General features: G+C 74.4%; 17 protein-coding genes and 1 pseudogene. 15 read left to right on the top strand and 3 right to left on the bottom strand.

Annotated elements, in window-relative coordinates:
- Positions 1 to 63: 63 nt before the first annotated feature.
- From HCJ93_RS19980 to HCJ93_RS19940, 9 genes are read left to right on the top strand one after another with little or no spacing between them, the layout of a single operon-like run.
- Positions 64 to 1215, top strand: a complete 1152-nt coding sequence (locus HCJ93_RS19980; RefSeq protein WP_167997114.1) for a glycosyltransferase family 4 protein — start codon at positions 64 to 66, stop codon at positions 1213 to 1215.
- Positions 1216 to 1229: 14 nt separating this feature from the next.
- A complete protein-coding gene (locus HCJ93_RS19975) occupies positions 1230 to 2042 on the top strand; it encodes a class I SAM-dependent methyltransferase (RefSeq protein ID WP_167997209.1) in 813 nt (270 codons plus the stop codon).
- Positions 2039 to 6442: an alpha-(1->3)-arabinofuranosyltransferase gene (locus HCJ93_RS19970; protein ID WP_167997113.1), complete on the top strand. Its 4404-nt coding sequence runs from the start codon at positions 2039 to 2041 to the stop codon at positions 6440 to 6442. The genes HCJ93_RS19975 and HCJ93_RS19970 overlap by 4 nt, the downstream gene beginning before the upstream one ends.
- Complete coding sequence (locus HCJ93_RS19965) at positions 6439 to 7860, top strand: condensation protein (RefSeq protein ID WP_167997112.1); 1422 nt, start codon at positions 6439 to 6441, stop codon at positions 7858 to 7860. The genes HCJ93_RS19970 and HCJ93_RS19965 overlap by 4 nt, the downstream gene beginning before the upstream one ends.
- Positions 7861 to 8598, top strand: a complete 738-nt coding sequence (locus HCJ93_RS19960) for a class I SAM-dependent methyltransferase (RefSeq protein ID WP_167997111.1) — start codon at positions 7861 to 7863, stop codon at positions 8596 to 8598. It begins immediately after the preceding gene.
- A gap of 28 nt (positions 8599 to 8626) precedes the next feature.
- Positions 8627 to 9547: a hypothetical protein gene (locus HCJ93_RS19955; protein ID WP_167997208.1), complete on the top strand. Its 921-nt coding sequence runs from the start codon at positions 8627 to 8629 to the stop codon at positions 9545 to 9547.
- Positions 9544 to 9831, top strand: a complete 288-nt coding sequence (locus tag HCJ93_RS19950) for a Trm112 family protein (RefSeq protein WP_167997110.1) — start codon at positions 9544 to 9546, stop codon at positions 9829 to 9831. The genes HCJ93_RS19955 and HCJ93_RS19950 overlap by 4 nt, the downstream gene beginning before the upstream one ends.
- Positions 9828 to 10664, top strand: coding sequence for an FkbM family methyltransferase (locus tag HCJ93_RS19945; protein WP_167997109.1), 837 nt, complete (start codon positions 9828 to 9830; stop codon positions 10662 to 10664). Before HCJ93_RS19950 ends, HCJ93_RS19945 begins: the two co-directional genes overlap by 4 nt.
- A complete protein-coding gene (locus HCJ93_RS19940) occupies positions 10630 to 11241 on the top strand; it encodes a hypothetical protein (protein ID WP_167997108.1) in 612 nt (203 codons plus the stop codon). The genes HCJ93_RS19945 and HCJ93_RS19940 overlap by 35 nt, the downstream gene beginning before the upstream one ends.
- Here HCJ93_RS19940 and HCJ93_RS19935 read toward each other — a convergent pair.
- Positions 11189 to 12094 (bottom strand): ATP-grasp domain-containing protein, encoded by a 906-nt coding sequence (locus tag HCJ93_RS19935; protein WP_167997107.1) that lies wholly within the window; start codon positions 12092 to 12094, stop codon positions 11189 to 11191. The genes HCJ93_RS19940 and HCJ93_RS19935 overlap by 53 nt on opposite strands.
- Before the next feature lie 259 nt (positions 12095 to 12353).
- Here HCJ93_RS19935 and HCJ93_RS19930 point away from each other — a divergent pair, with 259 nt between their 5' ends.
- From HCJ93_RS19930 to HCJ93_RS19915, 4 genes are all read left to right on the top strand, one after another.
- Positions 12354 to 12779, top strand: a complete 426-nt coding sequence (locus HCJ93_RS19930; protein ID WP_167997106.1) for a hypothetical protein — start codon at positions 12354 to 12356, stop codon at positions 12777 to 12779.
- A gap of 3 nt (positions 12780 to 12782) precedes the next feature.
- Positions 12783 to 14231, top strand: coding sequence for an acyl-CoA synthetase (locus tag HCJ93_RS19925; protein ID WP_167997105.1), 1449 nt, complete (start codon positions 12783 to 12785; stop codon positions 14229 to 14231).
- Positions 14224 to 15573 carry a carboxyl transferase domain-containing protein gene (locus HCJ93_RS19920; RefSeq protein WP_167997104.1) on the top strand — a complete coding sequence of 450 codons (1350 nt, stop codon included), beginning with the start codon at positions 14224 to 14226 and terminating at the stop codon, positions 15571 to 15573. The genes HCJ93_RS19925 and HCJ93_RS19920 overlap by 8 nt, the downstream gene beginning before the upstream one ends.
- Positions 15574 to 15910: 337 nt before the next feature.
- Positions 15911 to 16948, top strand: coding sequence for a rod shape-determining protein (locus tag HCJ93_RS19915; RefSeq protein ID WP_167997103.1), 1038 nt, complete (start codon positions 15911 to 15913; stop codon positions 16946 to 16948).
- Positions 16949 to 16955: 7 nt separating this feature from the next.
- Here the strand turns inward: HCJ93_RS19915 and HCJ93_RS19910 are convergent, their stop codons facing one another.
- The gene (locus HCJ93_RS19910) at positions 16956 to 17975 is read right to left on the bottom strand and encodes an anti-sigma factor RsbA family regulatory protein (RefSeq protein WP_240967719.1); all 1020 of its coding nucleotides are present in this window, start codon (positions 17973 to 17975) and stop codon (positions 16956 to 16958) included.
- A 226-nt stretch (positions 17976 to 18201) separates the two neighbouring features.
- Between HCJ93_RS19910 and HCJ93_RS19905 the strand changes: the two genes are divergently transcribed.
- The gene (locus HCJ93_RS19905; protein ID WP_240967718.1) at positions 18202 to 18816 is read left to right on the top strand and encodes an ANTAR domain-containing protein; all 615 of its coding nucleotides are present in this window, start codon (positions 18202 to 18204) and stop codon (positions 18814 to 18816) included.
- Here HCJ93_RS19905 and HCJ93_RS19900 read toward each other — a convergent pair.
- Positions 18813 to 19997, bottom strand: coding sequence for a hypothetical protein (locus tag HCJ93_RS19900; protein ID WP_167997101.1), 1185 nt, complete (start codon positions 19995 to 19997; stop codon positions 18813 to 18815). The two genes, HCJ93_RS19905 and HCJ93_RS19900, sit on opposite strands and share 4 nt — an antisense overlap.
- 1019 nt (positions 19998 to 21016) lie before the next feature.
- Here HCJ93_RS19900 and HCJ93_RS29200 point away from each other — a divergent pair.
- Positions 21017 to 21356 (top strand): annotated as a pseudogene (locus HCJ93_RS29200) (hypothetical protein); the annotation flags it as partial.

Below are 21356 nucleotides of genomic sequence, written 5' to 3'. Positions count from 1 at the left end.
CCCCACCCACCCAGGCTGTGTCCCCACGCTGAGTTCCGCACCCTGACACGAGTTGGAGCACCGATGCCCCAGCACGTTCCGTCCATGCTGCGCCCCGCGTCCCCCAGCGCGCCGCAGCAGCCCCCGGCGGCTCCCCCGTATCCGCGCAGGATCGTCTTCCTCGCCCACCGGGACCTGGGGAATCCCTCCGCCGGCGGCTCCGAACTGCTGGTCGACAAGCTCGCCGGCGGGCTGACCGGACTCGGGCACCAGGTCACCCTGCTGTGCGGGGGGCCGGCCGCCTTCCGCGACTACCGGGTGGTCTCGGCGGGCGGCACCTACGGCCACTACCTGCGCGCCCGCTCCGCCTTCGCCCGGCAGGTCGGCGACTGCGATCTGCTGGTGGAGGTCTGCAACGGGGTGCCCTACCTGGCCTCGCTGTGGCATCACGGGCCCACGCTCTGCCTGGTCAACCATGTGCACACGGATCTGTGGGGCATGCGCTTCGGCGGGCCGCTGGCGCCGGCCGCCCGGCTCGGGCGAAGACTGGAGCACTGGGCGCTGGGCGCCGCGCGGCCGGACGGGCTGATGGTCGCCGTCTCCCCGTCGACCGCCCAGGCGCTGCGCGGCATCGGCGTGGCACGCGAGCGGATCCGGATCGTGCACAACGGGGTCGAGGACCCCGGTCCGCTGACCGGCCGGTCGCCCGAGCCGCTGTTCGTGGCGGTGGGGCGGCTGGTGGAGTACAAGCGGATCGATCTGCTGCTGCGGCTGTGGGAGCGGGTGCGGCCGGTCACCGGCGGCCGTCTGGTGATCGTCGGGGACGGGCCGGAGCGGCAGCGGCTCGAGCGGATGGCCGGCCCCGACGTCGAGTTCACCGGGCATGTCCCGGAGGCGGAGAAGCACCGGCTGCTGTGCGCGGCATGGCTGCTGCTGCACCCTTCCGCGGTCGAGGGATGGGGTCTGGTCGTCACCGAGGCGGCGGCCCGGGAGACTCCGGCGATCGCCTTCGACGTGCCGGGGCTGCGCGACTCGGTGGTGGACGGGGAGACCGGGGTGCTGGCGCGGGGCGAGTCCTCGTTCGCCGCGGCCTGGTGCACCCTGGCGCTGTCCGCCGAGCGCCGGACGGCGATGGGCAAGGCCGCGCGGGACCGGGCGGCCCGCTACCGCTGGGACCGGACGGTGCGCCGGTTCAGGGCGGTGGCCGCGGAGGCGGTGAGGAGTTGGCGGCCGTGACGCCGCGCGGCCGGATGCGCGCTGCCCTGCGCGGGCTGCCGGTGCGTCGCGGCCGGCCGCCCGGCACCCCGCCCACCGGAACCCCGCGCGGCCGGACCTCTTTCAAGGACCCCTCCCTCGCACGGTCCCTGGCGTTGTTCAAGGCCTTCCTGCACGAGCAGGACGACCCTCAGGGCTGCTACTCACTGCTGGCCCGGGACGCCGCCGACCAGGTCGAGGCCTACGGCGGCCCGGTGGCCGGACGGACCGTGGTGGACGTCGGCGGGGGCAGCGGCTACTTCACCGAGGAGTTCCGCAGACGCGGCGCCCTCGCCTACCTCTTCGAACCCGACCTGCGCGAACTCGGCGAGAAGCCCCCGGACGGCGCGGTCGTCGCCGACGGCTATCTGCTGCCGCTGGCCGACGGCGCCGCGGACGTCACCTTCTCCTCCAACGTGCTGGAGCACGTCTCCGATCCGCAGACCTTCCTGAGCGAGCTGGTCCGGGTGACCCGGCCCGGCGGACTGATCTATGTGTCGTTCACCAACTGGCTCTCCCCGTGGGGCGGCCACGAGTGGGCGCCCTGGCACTACCTCGGCGCCGAGCGGGCCCGCGCCCGCTACCGGCGGCGCACCGGCAAGGACGCCAAGCACACGCTCGGTGTGAACCTCTTCCCCGTGCACATCGGCAGCACGCTGCGGCAGGTACGCGCCCGCGACGACGTGCGGATCGTCTCGGCGCGCTCCCGTTACTGGCCCTTCCTCACCGAGACCGTCGTCAAGGCGCCGGTCCTGCGTGAGTTCGCCACCTGGAACCTCCTCCTCATCCTCCGGCGGTGTCCCGTATGACGACCACGGTCCAGGCTCCTCCTCCGGCAGCCGTCCCCCTCACCGCGACCGCCTCCGGCCCTCCCGAGGGCCCGCGGTCGCGGCGCTGGCTCGTGGGGTTCTGGGCCGTGGTGTTCGTGCTGTTCGTCGCTGCGGAGCCGGGGCGGCAGACCTTCGACACCAAGCTGGGAGTCACCACCGACCCGGGCCAGTTCCTGGCCGACCTGGGGCAGCTGTGGCAGGACCGGGGCTCCTTCGGCGGGATCTCCGACCAGTACGTCGGCTACCTGTGGCCGATGCTGCCGTTCTACTGGCTGTGCGACCTCGTCCAGCTGCCGGTGTGGGTCGCCGAGCGGCTGTGGATGTCGCTGATCGTTTCGGTGGCGTTCTGGGGCGCGCTGCGGCTGGCCGAACGGCTGGCCGTGGGCAGCAGGAACTCGCGGCTGCTCGCCGCCGTCGCCTACGCGCTGTGGCCGGTGTTCACCACCGTGGTCGGCTCCACCTCGGCCGCCGCGCTGCCGGGCGCGCTGCTGCCGTGGGTGCTGCTGCCGCTGACCGACGAGCGGTACTCGGCCCGGGTGGCCGCCGTGCGGTCGGCGCTGCTCGTGGCCTGCATGGGCGGGGTCAACGCCGCCTCCACGCTGGCCTCGCTGCTGCCGGTGGGGCTCTATCTGCTGTCCCGGCCGCCGGGGCCGCGGCAGCGCAAGCTGATCGCCTGGTGGGTGCCCGCCGTCGCCGTGGCCACCGCCTGGTGGTGGATACCGCTGCTGCTGCTCGGCGTCTACGGCGAGAACTTCCTCCCGTACATCGAGAACGCCAGGACCACCACCGACACCATGGCGGCGACCGAGGCACTGCGCGGCGCCGGCAACTGGGTGGCCTACCTGCACTTCGGTGAGGCGTGGCTGCCGGCCGGCTGGGCGGTGGCGACCTCGGTGGTCGTGATCGTCTGCTCGGCCCTCGCGGCCGGACTCGGGCTCGCCGGACTGGCCCGGCGGGACCTGCCCGAGCGGCGCTGGCTGGTACTGACGGTGCTGGTGGCGGCGCTGATCCTGCTCGCCGGGTACGGGGGCGCGTTCGGGGCGCCCTTCCACTCGGCGGTGCAGGACTGGCTGGACGGCTGGCTGGCCCCGTTCCGCAACATCTACAAGTTCCAGACCGGCGTGGCGCTGGCACTCGTCCTCGGCCTGGCCCATCTGGTGGGCCTGGCCCAGCGGGAGCCGGGCGGGTCCGGGCGGCTCACCGGCCGGGCGCGGCGGGGCGGGCGCCGGGTGGCGCCGCTGGTGGCCGCGGTGCTGATCCTGCCGGGGCTCGCCTGGCCGTACCTCAACGGCTCGATCCTCGGCCCGGGTTCGTTCCAGGAGATCCCGAAGTACTGGAAGGCCACCGCCGACTGGCTGGAGAAGTACTCCCCCGACTCGCGTGCCCTGGTGGTGCCGGCCACCGCGCACGGCATCCACACCTGGGGATCGACGATCGACCAGCCGCTGGACGTGGTGGCGAAGTCGCGGTGGGCGCAGCGCGACTACGTGCCGTTCGGCACACCGGGCAACCGGCGGGCGATGGACGCGGTCGAGCAGGCGCTGATGACCGGCGCCGCGGTGCCGGGCCTGGCCGACTATCTGAGCCGGGCCGGCGTGTACTACGTGGTGGTCCGCAACGACCTGGACCCGGACCAGATCGGGCACGTGCCGACGACCACGGTCAAGCGGACCCTGGAGCAGTCCGGGTACGAGCGGGTGACCGGGCTCGGGCCGGTGATGACCGGCGGGCGGATCGCCGACGGCACGCCGCTGCAGGTGGAGGGGCTGTATCCGCGGCACCGGGCGGTGGAGATCTACCGCCCGGTGGGCCAGGAGGTGCCGCGGCCCGGGCAGGCACGGCTGGCGCCGGTCGCCGAGACCGCCGTGGTCTCCGGCGGGCCCGAGGCTCTGCTGCCGCTGGCGGACCGGCTGCGCGGCCGGCCGGCCGTGCTCACCGGTGACCACCATCCCGGTATCGGCACCCCGCCGGTGCAGGTGACCGGCGACGGGATGCGGCGCGCGGACACCCGGTTCGGGCTGGTCAACGCCAACACCTCGTACACGTACACCGCCGACGAGCGCAACGCGCCGGACGCCGCGCAGGACGCGGGCGAGGGACCGCACCAGATCCTGCCGGTGAAGGGCCAGGTGCATCAGACGGTGGCCGAACTGCGCGGCGCCCGCTCGGTGACGGCCTCCTCCTACGGCAACTGGCTGTTCCATCTGCCGCAGTTCGACCCGGTGAACGCCTTCGACGGCGACCCGCGGACGGCGTGGACGGAAGGCTCCGCCACCTCGCCCGACGGGCAGTGGCTGCGGATCGAGTTCAACGGCCGCTACGACATGCCGGGCTCGTTCGGCGTCATCCCGTTGCCGCAGGAGGGCGTGCGGGCCGCGCCGGTCAAGGTGCGGGTGGAGACCGAGAACGGCTCCGAGACCAGTCTGCTGCGGGGCGACGGCAGCAAGCAGCGCGTCAGGGCGCCCGAGGGCCGGACCCGGTGGATGAAGCTGACCATCGTCGACTCCGAGGCGCGCACCGCCAGGCTCGGCGGGGCCGGTTTCGCCGAGGTGGAGCTGCCGCGGGTGCAGGTGACCCGGCTGCTGCGGCTGCCCACCGACGCGGAGAACTCCGCCTCCCCCACCCAGGTCTTCTCGCTGCACCGGGCGGCCGACCCGACCGGGCTGTCCGCCACCGGCACCGAGAACGGGCTGCACCGGCGGTTCACCACGGCCGCGGGCGGCACGTTCGAGGTCCGGGCCAAGGCGGTGGCGGTCCCCGGCGAGGCCCTGGACCGGCTGCTGTACGAGGTGGCGCCCCGGCAGCGCGACCGGATCACGGCCACTGCCGACTCCGTGGCCCGGCTGGGCGCGGGACTGTCCGCGCGCAACCTCACCGACGGTGATCTGACCACGGCGTGGATCGCGGGCGGCCGGCCCACCATCCATCTCACCTGGGAGGGCAAGCAGCCGGTCGGCGAGATCGTGCTGGCCCCGGCGGGCGGCCTGTCCGCACGCGCCGCCGAGGTGCACATCTCCTCCCCGGACGGCGCGGCCGTCGCCGAGGCCGACAAGAACGGCGTCGTCCGCTTCCCGCCGATCACCACCGACCGGCTGGACATCACCATCACCCGGACCGCGCCGCTCACCCTGCACAACCCGGTGGCCGACGAGGACCTGCAGCTGCCGGTGGGGCTGACCGAGGCGTACATCCCGGCGCTGGAGCAGTACCGCACCCCGCAGCCGTCCGGGGACCGGACGTTCTCGCTGCCGTGCGGCAAGGGCCCGGACCTGGTGGTCGACGGCGAGCTGTACCAGACGGGCGTCAAGGGCACCGTCCGGGACCTCAGGGAGCGGCGCCCGGTGGAGGTGACGCTGTGCCAGGAGGGCCGCGCCGAGCGGCAGCTGGAGCTGACGGCGGGCGGTCACCGGGTCGAGGGCGGCGACGCCGGCCCGCTGGCGCTCACCGAGGTGACCCTGACCCGCGGCACCCTGCAGGAGGCTTCGGCGGCCGGACGCGAGCTGCGGATCCGGGACTGGCTGGGCGACCGGCGCGAGGTGAGCGTCGGCTCCGGCGCGGCCTCGTACCTGACCATGTTCGAGAACTACAACGAGGGCTGGACCGCGACCCTGGACGGCAAGGAGCTCACCCCGGTGCGCCTGGACGGCTGGCAGCAGGGCTGGCGGATCCCGGCCGGCGCCGGCGGCACGGTGAAGCTGAGCTACGAGCCGGCCACGACGTACGACGCGGCGCTGATCGGCAGCGGGGCCGGGATCGCGGTGCTGATCGGGCTGGCGCTGTGGCGCCGCAGGGCGGAGAACCCCGACGAGCCGCAGCCGGCGGCACCGGCGCCGGGCCCGTGGCTGGGCGCGGTGGCGCTGACGCTGGTCGGCGTGGTCGTCGCGGGCTGGTGGGCACTGCTGGTGCCGGCGCTCGCCCTGCTGGCCGTGCGGCGCCCGGGGGTTCTCGCGCCGGTCGCGTTCGTGTCGCTCGCCGCGGCCGGAGTGGTGGCGGCGACCGGGGCGGGCGAGCCGGTGCGGGCGGGCGAGGGCGCCTTCGGGCACCTTGCGCAGGTTCTGGCGCTGATCGGTCTGTTCGCCGCGCTGGTCACCGTCGGCGCGCCGCGCGGGCGGGACGGGCGGACGCAGGCGGACGACGGGGATCCCGGCGCGACGGCGGTGCTGCCGCCGGTGACACCGGCGCCCGCCCCGGCCGCGGGACCGCACCCGCCGGGCTTCCCGCCGGCCGGCGCGCCCCCGCACACCACGCCGCCGCACACCTCACCCCCGCCGCACGCCTCACCCCCGGCGCAACCGCCGGGGCACGGCGGCCCGGGACAGGGCGGGCCGGGGCACGGCGGCCCGGGCAAGGACGCCTGGGGGAAGGACGGTTCCGTATGACGGCACCCCGACGCATCCCGTTCCCGGTGGTCGACGAGGTCTCCCGGCACTGTCTGCAGGAGGAGGAGCCGGAGACGGTGCACATCGAGGTGCATCTGCCCGGCCCGCTGGACGAGGCCCGGCTGCGCACGGCGTTCGCCGAGGCGCTGCGCCGCCACCCGCGCATCCTGATGCGGGAGGCGCCGGGCCCCTGGTACCGGCGGCGCTACGAGTGGGAGCTGGCCGACGGCCCCGATGTGGAGGTGGTGGCCTTCCCGCCGCCGGGGCCCGATGCCCTGCGCGACGCCCGCACCCGGGCGCTGACCCAGGCACCGCCGCTCACCCTCGCGCCGCCGGTCCGCCTGGAGGTGGTGGCGAGCGCCCACGCGGCGGAGGGCAGCGAGGCGGGCGACGCGGTGGGCGCCGAGGTGGGCACCGAGGTGAGCGCGGGGCGGGGCGGCCGCCGGCCCCGCGCGGAGGCGTCCCGTGCCCAGGCACCCGCCCAGGCACCCGCCCACGCCCCCGGCTCCGGCTCCGGCTCCGGCTCCGGCGGAACGGTGCTGTTTCTCACCATCAACCACACCGCCCTGGACGGCCCCGCCTGTCTGCGGGTCCTGGCCACCGCCGCCGAGCTGTACGGCGGGCGGGACAACTCGCCATCGGCGCCGCCCGTACGGCCCCCGGAGACACCGCAGGCGCCGGCGGGCCTGCCCTCCGCCTGGGCGCGTCCCGCCCGGGTCGCCCGCGGCACGCCCGAGCCGTCGCCGGGGAACGGGGTGCTGGTCACCGAGCTTGTGCTGCCGCACCGGCCCAAGGGCGCGCCGTACACGGTCAACGACCAGCTGATGGTGACCACGGCCCTCACCATCGCCCACTGGAACCGTGAGCACGGGGCCGGACCCCGGCCGCTGCGGATCACCATGCCGGTCGACGACCGGCCCAGGGACGCCTCCATGCCCATCGGCAACGGCACCCGGCTGGTCGAGGTCCCGTTCGCGCCCGAGGAGCTGGACGCGACGAAGATGCCGGAGCTGCTGCGCCGCACCGCGCTGCGCACCCGCGCGCTGAAGTCCCTGCCCCGCCCGCAGCTCGGCCACGGCGCCACGCTGCTCACCGCGCCCTGGGCGCCGGTGGCCTGGCGGGCCGCCCTCACCCGGACGCTGCGCAGGGCGGCGGCGCCCTGGACGTCGACCACCCTGCTCAGCAACATCGGCCGCATCCCGTACCCGCTGGACTTCGGTGAGCGGGCGGGCCGCGCGCACGCGGTGTGGTTCTCGGCGCCCGCCCGGATGCCGCGCGGTCTCACCGTCACCACCGCCTCCACCGCGGGCCGGCTCCATCTGGCGCTGCGCTGGTCCCGGTCGCTGCTCAGCCACGGCGACGGCGCCCATCTGCGCGACCTGTTCGAGCACTATCTGCACACCACGGAGGCGACTTAAGTGACGGTCACCGCACCCGCGCCCCGCGACCTGCGCGACTTCTACGAGAACCCGGCCGTGCCGGTCGCCTCGGGACCGGCCCGCAGCCTCCGCCAGGCCCGCATGCTGGCCCGCGCTCTCGGACCGGCCGGGGCGGCGGGTGCGAAGACCGTCCTCGACATCGGCTGCGGGGACGGCAGCGCCGCCGCCACCGCCGCGCCCCTGCTGCGCGGCCACCGCGTCGTGGGCGTCGACTGGTCCCAGGACGCGCTGGCCCGCGCCCGCACCCGCGTCCCGTACGTGGTGCGCGGCGAACTGACCGGCGGCGGGCTGCCGTTCGCCGACGCGACGGCGGACGCGGTGCTGTTCAGCGAGGTGATCGAGCATCTGGTGGACCCGGACGCGGCGCTGGACGAGATCCGCCGGGTGCTGCGGCCCGGCGGTCATCTGATGCTGTCCACCCCGAACCTCGCCGCCTGGTACAACCGGGCGCTGCTGCTGGCGGGGGTGCAGCCGGTGTTCTCCGAGGTCAGCCTGCGCGGCATCCACGGCAGGCCGGGCAGCGAGGTGGTCGGACACCTGCGGCTGTACACCGCCCGCGCGCTGCGCGAGTTCGTCGCCGCCTCGGGCTTCACCGTCGTACGGCTGGAGGGCGCGCCCTTTCACGGTGTGCCGCGCCCGCTGCGCCCGCTGGACCGGCTGGCCTGCGCCAGGCCGTCGCTGGCGTCGATCCTGCTGCTGCACGCGCGAAGGACGTGAAGGGGGAAGGGCAGGCATGTGGTGGGGAGTGGCCGCGGCCCTGTTGGCGAACGTCCTGTACAGCGGCGGGTTCGTCCTGGAGAAGCGGGCGCTCGCCGGGCTGCCGGCAGTAACGATCCGTCAGCCGGCCCGGCTGCTGCGGCTGGTGCTGAGCAGCCCGCTGTGGATCGGCGGCTCGCTGGCCCTCGCCGCCGGTTTCGGCGCCCAGCTCGCGGTGTACGCCACCCTGCCGATCGCCGCCGCGCAGGGCATCTTCGTCTCCGGGCTGGTGCTGCTGGTGCTGCTGTCGGCACGGCTGCTCGGGGAGCGCACCAGCGGCCGGGAGCGGTACGCGCTCGCCGCGATCCTGCTGGCGCTGCTGATGGTGGTGCTGTCGCTGCGCGAGGGCGGTCCCGGCGCCGACACGGTCGGCCGCGGGGCGCCGTATCCGCTGGTGCTGCTGGTGTGCGTGCCGTCGCTGGCGGCCGGGGTGTGGCTGTACAGCTCGGCCGAGCGCAACGCCCGGCACCGGCACCGGCTGCCCACCACCGGCGTGGAGTACGGCGTGGCCGTGGGCCTGCTCTACGGCGTCAGCTCGCTCGCCATCAAGGGCGTCTCCAGCCATCTGACCGGCGGCGGTGGCCTCGGCGGTGCGCTGCTCGGCCTGCTGCGCTCCCCCTACCCCTATCTGCTGATGTTCACCGGGGCGTTCGGCCTCGTGATGTCGCAGGCGGCGCTGCAGCGCTGCCGGGCCTCGCTGATCGTGCCGGTGTGCACGACCGTGACCTGCCTGTACACGGCGGTGCTCGGCACCCTGGCGTTCGGCGAGGAGCTGCCCGACGAGCCGCTGCGGCTGGCCCTGCGCGTCGCGGGCATCGCCCTCGCGGTGGCCGTGCTCCTCGCCATGCCGAAACACGACACCGCCGCCCCGCCCTCCCCGACCGGCGCGAAGGAGCTGACCCCACCGTGAAACCCGACGACCCGCTGCTGAAGATCCTGGCCTGTCCCCTCGACAAGGGCCCGCTGCGCCTGGTGCCCGGCGAGCGGGAGGCGCTGTACAACCCGCGGCTGCGCCGCCGCTATCCGGTCCTCGACGGCATCCCGCAGCTGCTGCCGTCCTCCGGCGAGCAGCTCTCGGAGGAGGAGCACGAGAAGCTGCTGGGCCTCCTCGGCCCGGAAGAGCCCGGGCCGGCCACGGGACCGGACGAAGGCGGGGCGGCCGGCCCCGGCGAACGGGAGGATCCCACCCCATGACCGCGCACCGGACCCTCGCGGCCCGCGTGGCGTCCTTCCTGCCCACCCGGGTCGTCGCCGCCGCGGCCCGTGCCGTCTACCCCCGTTTCGAGCCGGAGCTGGCGCGGCTCGCCGACCTGTGCCCGCCGGACTGCGACACGGCGGTGGACGTCGGCGGCTGGTACGGCCCCTGGACGCGCCGGCTGGCCGGGCGCGCCCGCCGGGTGGTGACCGTGGAACCGGTGCCGCATCTGGCCCGGCTGCTCGCCACCACCTCCCCGCGCAACGTACGGGTGGTGCGCGCCGCCGCCTCCGACCACCCCGGCATCGCCCGCCTGTGGCTGCCGCCGGACGACGGCGGCGACCGCGGTGTGTCGTCGCTGGTCCGCCGGGACATCCACGGCCGGGCCCTGGACGTCAGCTGCGTCACCCTGGACGAGCTGGGCCTGCGGAACGTCGGCTTCATCAAGATCGACGTGGACGGCAGCGAGCCGGCGGTGCTGCGCGGGGCCACCGGCCTGCTGGCCCGCGACCGGCCTGCCCTCTTCATCGAACTGGAGTCCCGCATCCAGCCCGTCGCCCCCGTGGTGACGTATCTGTCGCTGCTCGGCTACGAGGGCTGGGTGCTGCCCGGCGACGACTGGCTCCCGTTGTCCCGCTTCCCGCTGGAGGCCCACCAGGCCGAGGCGTCCTACGTGGTCACCCGCGGCCTGCTCCGCCGGGTCCTGCCCCACGGCGCCCTGCGCGGCCCCCGCTACGTCAACTCGGTGCTGTTCCTGCCGGACGGCCGGCGCCCCGGCGAGTTCCCGGTGCGCGACCATGGTGCCCGTGCCCACAGGAGAACGCCCCGCTGACCCCTTCGGCCGGCTGGACTTCCAGCTCGTGCTGCTGCGCCGCATGGCCGACCACAACCCGGACCTGGTGGAGGACGCACGCCGTGAGCTGGGGGTGTCCCTCGCCCGGATGCGGGAGGCCAACAAGCGCTGGCAGGCGATGGTCCGCTCGCGCCGCTCCCGCCCTGCGCTCGCCCGCTACCGCTCGGTGCTGGGCGAACCGGAGTCCCGCACCCCGCGCCGGGTCGGCGACCTTCCGTGCGAGGCCTGGCTGTGGCCGCTGCCGCTCTGGCCCGACCTGCGCTTCGAGGTGCTGACCGCACCGGACGGCACGGTGTGGAAGGAATGGCTGGTGCGCGCCCCGCACGCCGCCCCGCCCGCGCTGCGCACGCTGGAGGACCTCACCCCCTGGTCCTGCACGGTCGACGAGGCCGCCCGCGCCTTCGCCCCCGCCCGCCCCCTCCAGGGCTCCGCCCCCACCCGCTGGGGCCTCGCCTTCACCGCACCGGACGCGGACGGCCGGCCTCACCGGGTGACCGCCGAGTTCACCTGGGGTCTCCTCCAGCGCACCGCGGTCGGCCCCCGGCAGCAGCCCTGAGGATCGCATCCACCACCCGCGGCACCGACCCCGGATGCAGCGACAGGAACAGATCCGGCTCCACCAGCTCCAGCTCCATCACCCGCGGCCGCCCGTCGTCACCGTCCACCAGATCCACCCGCGCGTACAGCAGCTCGGGCGCCCCCGGCACCGCACCCAGAGCCCGCTCGGCCACCGCGAGTTCCTCCGCCGCAGGCGTCCACGGCGTCAGCCCCGGGTGAGCCGTCTTGCGGGCGTCGTACGGAGTGCCGGGCGCCAGCACCGCCCCCTTGCGGCTGGCGTGCAGCAGACTCCCGCCGAAGAACTGCAGCGCCCGCTCCCCCGCCGTGTCGACACTGCGCACATACGGCTGCACCATCGCCGTGAACCCCTCGGCGTGCATCCGCCGGATCTGCCGCCGGGCAGCCTCGTGCTCGTCCGCCGCATAGCGAGCGGCGAGCCGCGCGCCCGCCCCCGACGTCGGCTTGACCACGAACTCCCCCTCCTGCGGCAGCTCGACCGGGTCCCCGGCCGCCACATACCGGGTCTCGACGACCGGCACCCCGGCCGCCCCCAGCTCACCGAGATAGCGCTTGTCCACGTTCCACCGCACCACGTCCACCGGATTGGCCAGCCGCGTCGCCCTCCCGCACCGCTGCGCCCACGCGGTGAACTCCGCCGCCCGCCAGCTGTAGTCCCAGGTCGACCGGATGACGGCAAGGTCGAAACTCCCCCAGTCCACCTCCTCGTCGTCCCACGCCACCGCCACCGCCTCGGCCCCGGCCGCCTGAAGCGCCCGCACCAGCCCCGGCAGGTCCCGGTCCTCGGCCACACCGGGTGCCGGCCGGCAGGTCACGAGCGCTGTCCGCCCCACGACACCTCTCCCTCTCACCCAGCAGCATCGGATCGCCGCAGGCTAACAACGCGCCGGGAACCGGCACGGCGCGGTCGGCCTTCACCTTCCGGGCAGGGCCCGGCATCGGTGGCGCCCCCGCGGAACGACGGCGGCGGTGTGGCCTGCGGTCCCGGCGACAGCGAAGGCCGGGTTCTGGACCGCGGCGATGGCCGGGAGGGGCTCATGTCACAGCGGGGAGCGGTGTCGTCCGCACCGCGAGGCGGGCAGGATCAATGCCATGTCACGCTCAGGAACGGACGCATACGACTCCGAGGAGCAGGTGCCGCCGCCGGTCTCGCGGGCCAATGCCGCCGCCCGGGCGCACGGGCCCGGCAGGTCCTGCCGTCCCGGGCAGGGCCGGCTGCCGCAGGCGCCGGCCGCCGGGGCGGAGGGGACGCTCGGGGAGACGGGCACCGACTGCGGCGTGGGGCCGGCCTGGCCGGCCTCGGGGACGGGGACGGGCGGGCGGATCGTCATCGACGACTTCACCCCGGCGACCGCGTGGCCTCCGCTGCTGGACGGCGAGGTAGATCGTCCCCGGCTGCACCGGCTGGAGCATCCCGGCCTGAACGCGGTGGAGCTGCCGCTCGCCAAGGACCTGGCCACACTGGTCGGTACGCGCCGCAGCGGTGCGGTGACCGGCCACGCACCCCGAGGAGCCTGATCCGTGTCCTCTCTCTTCCCGGCCCTGACCGGCGGCCCGGCCGACCGGCCCGCCCTGCGCTTCGGGGACCGTGCGCTGACCTACGGGCAGCTCGGCGCGGCGGCCTCCGCCGTGGCCGGCCGCGTGCGGGACGCCCGCCGGGTCGCCGTGTGGGCCACACCGGAGCTGGAGACCGCGGTCGCGGTCACGGCCGGACTGCTCGCCGGAGCGGCCGTCGTCCCGCTGAATCCCAAGTCGGGCGAGAAGGAGCTCGGGCACATCCTGTCCGACAGCGCGCCCGAGGCCGTACTGGCGGCGCCGGGTGCCGCACTCCCGGGTCCGGTACGGGACGTGCCGCGCATCGACACCGGCATCGACGTCGCCGGCCGCGGGCCGCTCGGGGAGCGTGGCGGGGACGAGGATCCCGGGCTGATCGTCTACACCTCCGGCACCACGGGTCCGCCCAAGGGCGCCGTCATCCCGCGGCGGGCGGTCGCCGCCACACTGGACGCGCTCGCCGACGCCTGGCAGTGGACCGGCGAGGACGTGCTGGTGCACGGGCTGCCGTTGTTCCATGTGCACGGGCTGGTGCTGGGCGTGCTCGGGCCGCTGCGGCGCGGCGGCTCGGTGCGTCACCTCGGCCGCTTCACCACCGAGGGCGTGGCGCGGGAGCTGAACTCGGGCGCGACCATGCTGTTCGGCGTGCCGACCATGTACCACCGGATCGCGGAGGCGCTGCCCGAGCAGCCGGAGCTGGTCACGGCGCTGTCCGGCGCACGGCTGCTGGTCTCCGGCTCGGCCGCGCTGCCCGTGCACGACCACGAGCGGATCACCGCGGCGACGGGACGCCGGGTGATCGAGCGGTACGGCATGACGGAGACGCTGATGAACACCAGCGTCCGCGCCGACGGCGAGGCCCGCCCCGGCACGGTGGGCCTGCCGCTGCCGGGCGTGGAGCTGCGCCTGGTGGAGGAGGACGGCACGCCGGTGACGGCGTACGACGGGGAGACCGTCGGCGAGATCCAGGTACGCGGGCCGAACCTGTTCACCGAGTACCTCAACCGGCCCGACGCCACCGCGGCCGCCTTCACCGCCGACGGCTGGTTCCGCACCGGCGACATGGCGGTGCGCGAGCCGGACGGCTACGTGCGGATCGTCGGCCGCAAGGCCACCGACCTGATCAAGAGCGGCGGCTACAAGATCGGCGCCGGGGAGATCGAGAACGCGCTGCTCGAGCATCCGGGCGTGCGGGAGGCAGCGGTGACCGGGGAGCCGGACAGCGACCTCGGGGAGCGGATCGTGGCCTGGGTGGTGCCGGCCGACCCGCAGTCCCCGCCCGGTCCGGAGGAGCTGGCCGGGCATGTGGCCCGCCGCCTCGCCCCGCACAAGCGCCCGCGCGTGGTGCACCATCTTCAGGCGCTCCCCCGCAACGACATGGGCAAGATCATGAAGCGGGCGCTGGGCCATGGCTGACGGTCTCTCCGCGCGCGAGACCCTCGCCCTGGTCACCGACGACTTCACCGAACTGCCCGCCCCCGCCCGGCGGTCACCGCCAGACGGCCCGCTCGGCTGGCCGGGCTACGACGGCGCCCGCGCCCGTGCCGCCGAGCGCACCGGGGAGCAGGAGTCGGTGGTCTGCGGCACCGCCCGCGTCGGCGGCACCCGTGCCGTGCTGATCGCGTTCGAGTTCGGCTATCTGGGCGGCTCCCTCGGGGAGCGCACCGGCGACCGGCTGGTCGCGGCGTACACGCACGCCCGCGAGCAGCGACTGCCGGTGGTGCCGCTGGTCGCCACCGGCGGCAGCCGGATGCAGGAGGGCATGCTCGCCCTGACGCAGCTTCAGCGCGTGGCCCGCGAGTCGGCGCTCACCCGCGAGGCGGGCCTGCCCCAGATCGCGGTGCTGCGCGACCCCACGACCGGGGGCGGCTGGGCCACCCTCGGCGCGGGCGCCGACATCGTGCTGGCCCTGCCCGGCGCCCAGGTCGGCTTCGCCGGCTCGCGGGTGCGGCCCCCGGACGCCGACCCGGCGGCCTACACGGCCGAGGCGCAGGTGGCGGCGGGCTCGGCGGACGCCGTGGTGCGCCCGGAGGAGCTGCGGGACACCCTGGCGGCCTGGCTGCGCCTGCTGTCCGCGGGGCGGGCCGGCGGGCCGGTCGAGCCCGCCCCCGTTCCCGCCGCCCTCGGCGACACCACCCTGCCGGCCACCGGCTGGGACGCGGTGCGCAGGGCACGCTCCCCGCGGCGTCCCCGCGCGCACGCCTATCTGGACGCCTACTTCGCCCGCCGGCTGCCGATCAGCGGCGACCGCTGCGGGGGCACCGACCCCGACGGGATGCTGTGCGGCTTCGGCGAGCACCGGGGCCGTACCGTCGCCTACGCCGCGCAGACCGGGGCGGCGACCAGGCCCGCCGGCTACCGGACGGCCGCGCGGCTGATCCGCCTCGCGGACCGGCTGGGCATCCCGGTGCTGACGCTGGTGGACACGCCGGGCGCGGCCAATGACGCGGAGGCGGAACGGCAGGGCGCGGGCCCGGCGATCGCCGAGCTGTTCGGCGCGGTGGCCGCCGCCCGCACGCCCGTCACCACGCTGGTCATCGGCGAGGGCGGCTCCGGCGGCGCGCTGGCGCTGGCCGCGCCCGGCAACACCTGGGCCACGCCCGGCAGTTACTTCTCGGTGATCGCTCCGGAGCTCGCGGCCGCGATCCTCAAGCGCCCGCTCACCGAGATCGAGTCGACGGCCGGTCAACTCCGGCTGCGCCCGCAGGATCTGACGGCTCTGGGGGTGGTGCGCGGGATCCGGGGCGGGAGCCCTTGACCTGCGAGGACGGTCGCCGGGGGCCCCGGAGTTCTCTGTTTTCCCGGGCGCTGTGCGGCGCTCTTCGGCACTTCTCGGCGCCCCGGAGTTCTCCGGGGTTCTCCGAAGTCCTCGGCGTTCTCCGGGGTTCGCCAAAGTCTCCGAGGTTCGCCGGAGTTCTCCGGGGCCGCCCGGGGTTTCTCCGGGGTTCTCCGGGGTTCGCCGGAAAAGGTGACCCCCATTCAGCGGCCCCCCGCCCGGCCCCCCATGAAGGGCGCCCGCTGCTGCAGCCGCGCACGATGGCGGTGAGGTTCGCCATCCGGCGGGCCGCCGGTCCGTGCACTCGGGAGGTTCTGCCGTGACCGCCAGTCTGGAGCAGTTGCGCCGCTGCCACTTCGCCGTCGACCTGGGCGCGGCCCGTACCCGGGTGTACGTCAAGGGTGCCGGGCTCGTCGTCGACCAGCCCTCCGCCGCCGCCGTCAACACCCGCACCGGCGCGCTGATCGCGGTGGGCGAGTTGGCGGAGAAGATGACCGGGCGGACCCCGGGCTACATCCGGGTGGTCCGGCCGGTCTCCGGCGGCACGGTCGTCGACATCGAGATGGCGCAGCGCATGCTGCGGCATCTGCTCGGCGACCGGATCCGCCGCAATCTGCGGCGCAGGCCCAGGCTGCGCGCCGCCGCCTGCATCCCGCACGACGCCGACCCGCTCGCCCGGCGCGCCGCGATCGAGACCCTGGTGGGCCTCGGCGCCCGCCGGGTGGAGCTGGTGGACACGCTGATCGCCGCTGCCGTCGGCTGCGGTCTGCCGGTGGAGCGCCCCGAGGCGACCATGATCATGGTGTGCGGGGCGGCGGCCACCCAGGTGGCGGTGCTGTCGCTCGGTTCGATCGTGACCGCCGAGCGGATCCCGGTCGGCGGTGACGCGGTGGACAACGCGATCGTGCAGCACCTGCGTCACCAGCACGAGCTGATGCTGCCCAGCCAGTCGGTACGGCCCCTGCAGCTCGCCCTGTCCGGCAACGGCCTCACCCCGCAGGGCCCCGAGTCCACGGAGATCCACGGCAGGGACGTCGCCACCGGTCTCGCCCGCTCGGTCAAGGTGGACACGGCGGCGGTGCGGCAGGCCATCCAGACCCCGCTCACCGCCGTCCTCGACGGCATCGGCAAGGTGCTGCGCAACTGCCCGCCGGATCTGGTCGCCGACCTCGCGGACCGGGGCATCATGATGGTCGGCGGCAGCGCCCTGCTTCCGGGTCTCGACCAGATGCTGCGGGAGGCGACCGGCATGCCGGTGCACATCGCCGACCGCCCCGACGTGTGCGCCGTGCAGGGCCTGGGCGCCATGCTCGAGGGCAGGATCACCCCGCTGGAGCTGGCTCCCCTGGCGACCTGACCTGCACTCACCGACCCGACTCGGTGCCCCGGCCTCGGCGCGCGAACCAGCAGCGGATCGTCGTGCCCTCCTTCCCGGTGTGCACGCGCACCAGGTCGGCGATCAGATGGACCAGCAGCAGCCCGCGCCCGCCGCTCCGTCCGCGCACCGGTGGCCGGCGCCCGGCGAGCGGATCGATGAGCCGCCCTCGGTCACGCACCTCGCACAGCACGTCCCCGCCGTCCGCCCACACCCGCAGCACCCCTGTCCCGCCGCCGTGCACCACACTGTTGGTGGTCAGCTCAGCCGCGGCCAGCGCCAGGTCCTCCAGCCGCATGCCGGTGAGCCCGAGCCGCCGCCCCTCGTCCGCGGCGGCGTGCCGCACCCGGGTGAGCGTCCCCGCCACGAACGGCAGCGTCAGCGCCCCCGTGACCAGCGGCAACGGCACGTTGTACCGCGCGACGACCTCCTCGGGCGCGTACGCCCCGCTCGGCCGCCGCGCCCGCGAGCCCGCCGGGATCACGACCGGATGAGTGGCCCGCGCGTCCACGAGCGCCCGTTCGGGCAGCCGCCGCTCGTCATAGGGGCACAGGATGGTGACCGCACGGCCCCGGAAGGCCGCGTTGATCAGCGCCTCGTGCTGCGCACAGGCCGGATACTCCCGCGCTGAGCGCCCGGGCCACACCGGCTCGCCCACGATCCGCACCCGCCGTCCCTCCGGCTGGGTGTCGGCGAACTTGTGCAGCACCCCGGGGATGATCCGCCCGGGATTGCGCCCGGCCTCCCGCATGTCCAGCAGCCGCACCCGCCCCGCATCCGCTCCGAGGGCGCCCCTGACCAGCCGCAGCCTCTCCCCCGGCACGGCCAGCGCGACCGCCTCACCGGCGGCGAGCCCCTCCCGCGCGAAGGACACGGTGCCGTCGACGTACTGCCGCTCGTCCCGGTAGAAGGACGCGAGGTGGACGAAGGGATCCGAGGGCTCCTGCCCGGCCTCCGCCCCGGCCCCGGCCGCGCACGGCGGAACCCCGCCCGTGCCGTCGGTACCCAAGCCCGTCTCCTCACGTCGGGAACGCTCGCGCGTATACCCCGTCGGGCCCACCTCATACCCACCCGTACGTGTAGTCCGTCCAGAAAGGGGCAGGCGCATCCCAGCAGGACAGGGACGGCACGGACGACGCATGTGCACGGCCCCTGCCCCGGAAGGACCTCCCCAGCGACCAGGCGGTGACATGACCTCCTCGGCACCACCCCCATTCCCGGGAAGGCTCGACACCTTGGTCATCGGCGCCCGCATGGACGGGGACCGGGCCCTGCTCACCCCCTGCGGCATGCTGGGCCAGGGCTGCGTGCGGTCCCTGGCCGGCACGCTCGCCCGGCTGCCCGCCGGCACGGCCCGGGTGGACGTCGACATGAGCGGCGTCCACTTCATGGACACGGCGGGTCTCCGCTTCCTGGACGTCCTGCGCGACTTCGCCCGGCGCCGCTCCCTGCCGGTGACGGCCACCCGCTGGAACGGCCAGCCCCGGCGCATGCTGGAGTCAGCCGGCCTGGACCCCGCCGACCCGCTCAACCAGCCGCCCCGCGTGGTCCCGCCACGCCCGGCCCCCGACGCGGAGCAGGCCCACACCCTGCAGTCGGAGACCGAGCAGTTCCGCGACGCCGTCGCCGCCCGCCCCCTCGTCGACCGCGCCCGCGGCATCCTGATGGCCCGCTACGGCTGCACTTCTGACGAGGCGTGGGACGTCCTGCGCGAGGCCGCCCGCCTCGCCGGCAGCACCCTCCCCGAGATCGCCGCGGCACTCACCCCCGACGAGACCGCCACCGACTCCGACCCCCCGGACGGCATCCGCCAGGCCCTGTCCAAAGCCCTGACGGGCCGCCCCCGTTAGCTTCGCCCATGGACCGCTGACCACGCGTCAGCCACGGTCCCAAGGACCATTCGAGGGCTGCGGTTCACCGAACTCTGGGTGCTCGCGGGGAGGGTGACGCGCGGACAGGAGCGAAATCCGGCGGCTGCATCGAGGAAGTTCTGGAACGCGCCCCGCCTGACCTCGGCGTATCTCGCCGGGGAGTGATGCGTGCTGTCCAGAAGCACCCTCCGGTAACCGTCGTTCCATCGCGCGCCGAAGTAGACGTCTTCGCCCTCGCAGTGAAGAACGGCCTGCTCGGTGGCCGCGAATCCGGTGTCCGCGGGCAGCTTCCGCATGGCACCCGGCTCGCGGAGGGCCGCTTCGACGACGGCGGCTTCGGACGTGGTCACGAACAACACCGCGGCGTTCCCCTTGCCCGCGAGGTCCAGGTCACAGGCCCATGTGTGCACACTGTCGCTGTTCACCTGCTCCCGCCCCACCACCTCGGCCACGCCCTCGACGAGGGCGTCCCCGGGTAGTGAGAAGCCGGGCAGACCGCACACGCTCCGCGGAACAGTGCTCCGCGGCTCCGAAGGGGCGGAGAGGCTGGGATTCCGTGCCAGCTCCGGCGTGCTGCAGCCCGCTTCCCCGGCCACCTTCCGAGCCGTCCGCGTCAGCAGGCGGGCCGGACCCGCCCGGTCGGCCGATTCCTGCGTCACGGTGACCTCGACAGTGGCCACCGTTTCCGGGTCCGGCCCGACGACACGACTCCCCTGGATATCGCCCACTGTGTCCCAGCAGGCCTTGGGCAGCACCAGGTAGCCGCCGGCCTCCGACACGGCCCCCGTGACACCGTTGGTGAAGTAGGACCTGGCCGCAGGGTTCTTCCAGACGGCAGTGGTGCAGGGGAACGCCCCCTGCTCGTTGGCGGTCGTGAGAGTCAGCTGCTGGTCCTCGCCCCCGACGAACCGGCTGGTGCGGCTGACGGAACATTCGAACTCGGGCCGGTCGGATGGGACGCGCACGCGCACCTCGGACACTCGCCCCGGCGAGTCGAGAGCTTCCTGCACATCGCCGGAGTCCAGCCTGCCGTCGCAGAAGGCCTCCGCGCCCAGAACATTCGTGTTCCACCAGCAGTGCAGGGAGACGCGAGCGGCGATCACGACAAGGGCACCGGCCGCGATGATCGCCGGCCTCCTCTGCCGCGTGTGTATGGGCATCGGTGCTCACCGGTTCCTGTGAGGCTGCTGAGCTCACCTGCGAGACCGAAGAGCCTCGTACGCTATCCGGCGACCGGCGACGTAGCTCTGCCGGGCCTCTCCGGCAGCTGCCTCCGTGAGGTCGGAGTCCATGGGGCGTCCCGCTACGGTCTCCGGGCTCCGAAAGGGTGTGGAAGGCGGCGTGAGGGCGCTTCTGTCCACTGCATCGTCCCCGCGTCCACTGTGGGTCCACTGGACCCTGGTGAACGGATGAACGAGGGGGACCACCTTGGAGTGGTGTCCCCCGTTCTTGGGTTCCGCGGGCTTCCCGCGTAGTGTGCAGGCTTCCCGCGTAGTGAGTGGTGGGGCGGGTGGGACTCGAACCCACGGCCGACGGATTATGAGTCCTTTGAGGATCGTCCGTGATCTTCCTGACCCTGCCCCGCACTTCCTATTTCCGCAGGTCAGAGCCGTGCTGCCATACGTCTGAGCCCCGAGCCCTTCCTGATTCTTCCGGCCCCTTCCGGCCCCTTCCGGCCCCTTGCGGGCCCCTCGGCACCGTTCGGGTCCCTGGAAGGTCCCTATGCCGGACCCATGAGCACGCAGTGAGATGGCTGCGGCACCGTCCCGTTCGCGAAGGCGCTGGTCGCCGCAGCGAGAGACGGTCTACCTGATCTTGAGCGCAGCGGAGTTCTTTAGCGGCGCACCGAGTTCTCTCCTCCTGTGCCCGGAGGTGGAGCATCGCGGCTTTTGGCAGGTCAGCCGTCGTGCTTCAGCCTACCCCGTTGATCGATTGGGTCATCACCGTCCGCGCTGCGCGACTACTGACAGGCCGGAGTGCGGATCTGTGCGGCGGAAGGCCGCGCTCCAAGCCTTCGACATCACCCTCGACGGCCGGCTCTGGTCAGCGACCTGCGGACGAAGGTACCGACGTCGGCCCCGACCGGGGCGAGCATGTTCGCCTGGCTGGGTGCTGACACCCTGGTCGTGGGCATCGACGGCCACTTGTGACCCGCCTTGTTTCCTTGTGGACTTGTCGCATGTATCGCTGGACAGCGTTGAACGATCGACAACTCACGCTTCTCAGGAAACTGGCTGCGGGTGACGATCCCGGCGCCCAGGACCAGGGCATGCGGCGGTCAACCTATGCGCTGCGTGATCGAGGTCTCGTGACGGTGAGCCGCCGGGGTGGCGGCTGGCGGGCGGAAGTTACCGAGGCAGGGCGGTTCTACCTGCAGCACGGTCATCATCCGGAGCATCCGGTACGTGGGCGCACGGCTGCTGGTGAGTCGAAGGCGCCGGTGACCGTGGCGACGGGAGGTGTCCGCGGCTCCACGACAACGGCGGCAGGTCAAGGGAGCAAGCCGGCGACGATCCCTA

It is taken from the genome of Streptomyces composti (assembly GCF_012034205.1).
GTDB classification, from domain to species: Bacteria; Actinomycetota; Actinomycetes; order Streptomycetales; family Streptomycetaceae; genus Streptomyces; species Streptomyces composti.
The sequence above is the reverse complement of the archived record's forward strand: the minus strand, read 5'-3'. Positions and strand labels throughout refer to the sequence as shown.

What these genes read in the sequence shown, in the direction of transcription:
- HCJ93_RS19940 (WP_167997108.1), top strand. Translation starts at nt 10,630, where the DNA reads ATGGTGCCCGTGCCCACAGGAGAACGCCCCGCTGACCCCTTCGGCCGG.
- HCJ93_RS19970 (WP_167997113.1), top strand. Translation starts at nt 2,039, where the DNA reads ATGACGACCACGGTCCAGGCTCCTCCTCCGGCAGCCGTCCCCCTCACC.
- HCJ93_RS19900 (WP_167997101.1), bottom strand. Translation starts at nt 19,997, where the DNA reads ATGCCCATACACACGCGGCAGAGGAGGCCGGCGATCATCGCGGCCGGT.
- HCJ93_RS19965 (WP_167997112.1), top strand. Translation starts at nt 6,439, where the DNA reads ATGACGGCACCCCGACGCATCCCGTTCCCGGTGGTCGACGAGGTCTCC.
- HCJ93_RS19975 (WP_167997209.1), top strand. Translation starts at nt 1,230, where the DNA reads ATGCGCGCTGCCCTGCGCGGGCTGCCGGTGCGTCGCGGCCGGCCGCCC.
- HCJ93_RS19945 (WP_167997109.1), top strand. Translation starts at nt 9,828, where the DNA reads ATGACCGCGCACCGGACCCTCGCGGCCCGCGTGGCGTCCTTCCTGCCC.
- HCJ93_RS19920 (WP_167997104.1), top strand. Translation starts at nt 14,224, where the DNA reads ATGGCTGACGGTCTCTCCGCGCGCGAGACCCTCGCCCTGGTCACCGAC.
- HCJ93_RS19980 (WP_167997114.1), top strand. Translation starts at nt 64, where the DNA reads ATGCCCCAGCACGTTCCGTCCATGCTGCGCCCCGCGTCCCCCAGCGCG.
- HCJ93_RS19930 (WP_167997106.1), top strand. Translation starts at nt 12,354, where the DNA reads ATGTCACGCTCAGGAACGGACGCATACGACTCCGAGGAGCAGGTGCCG.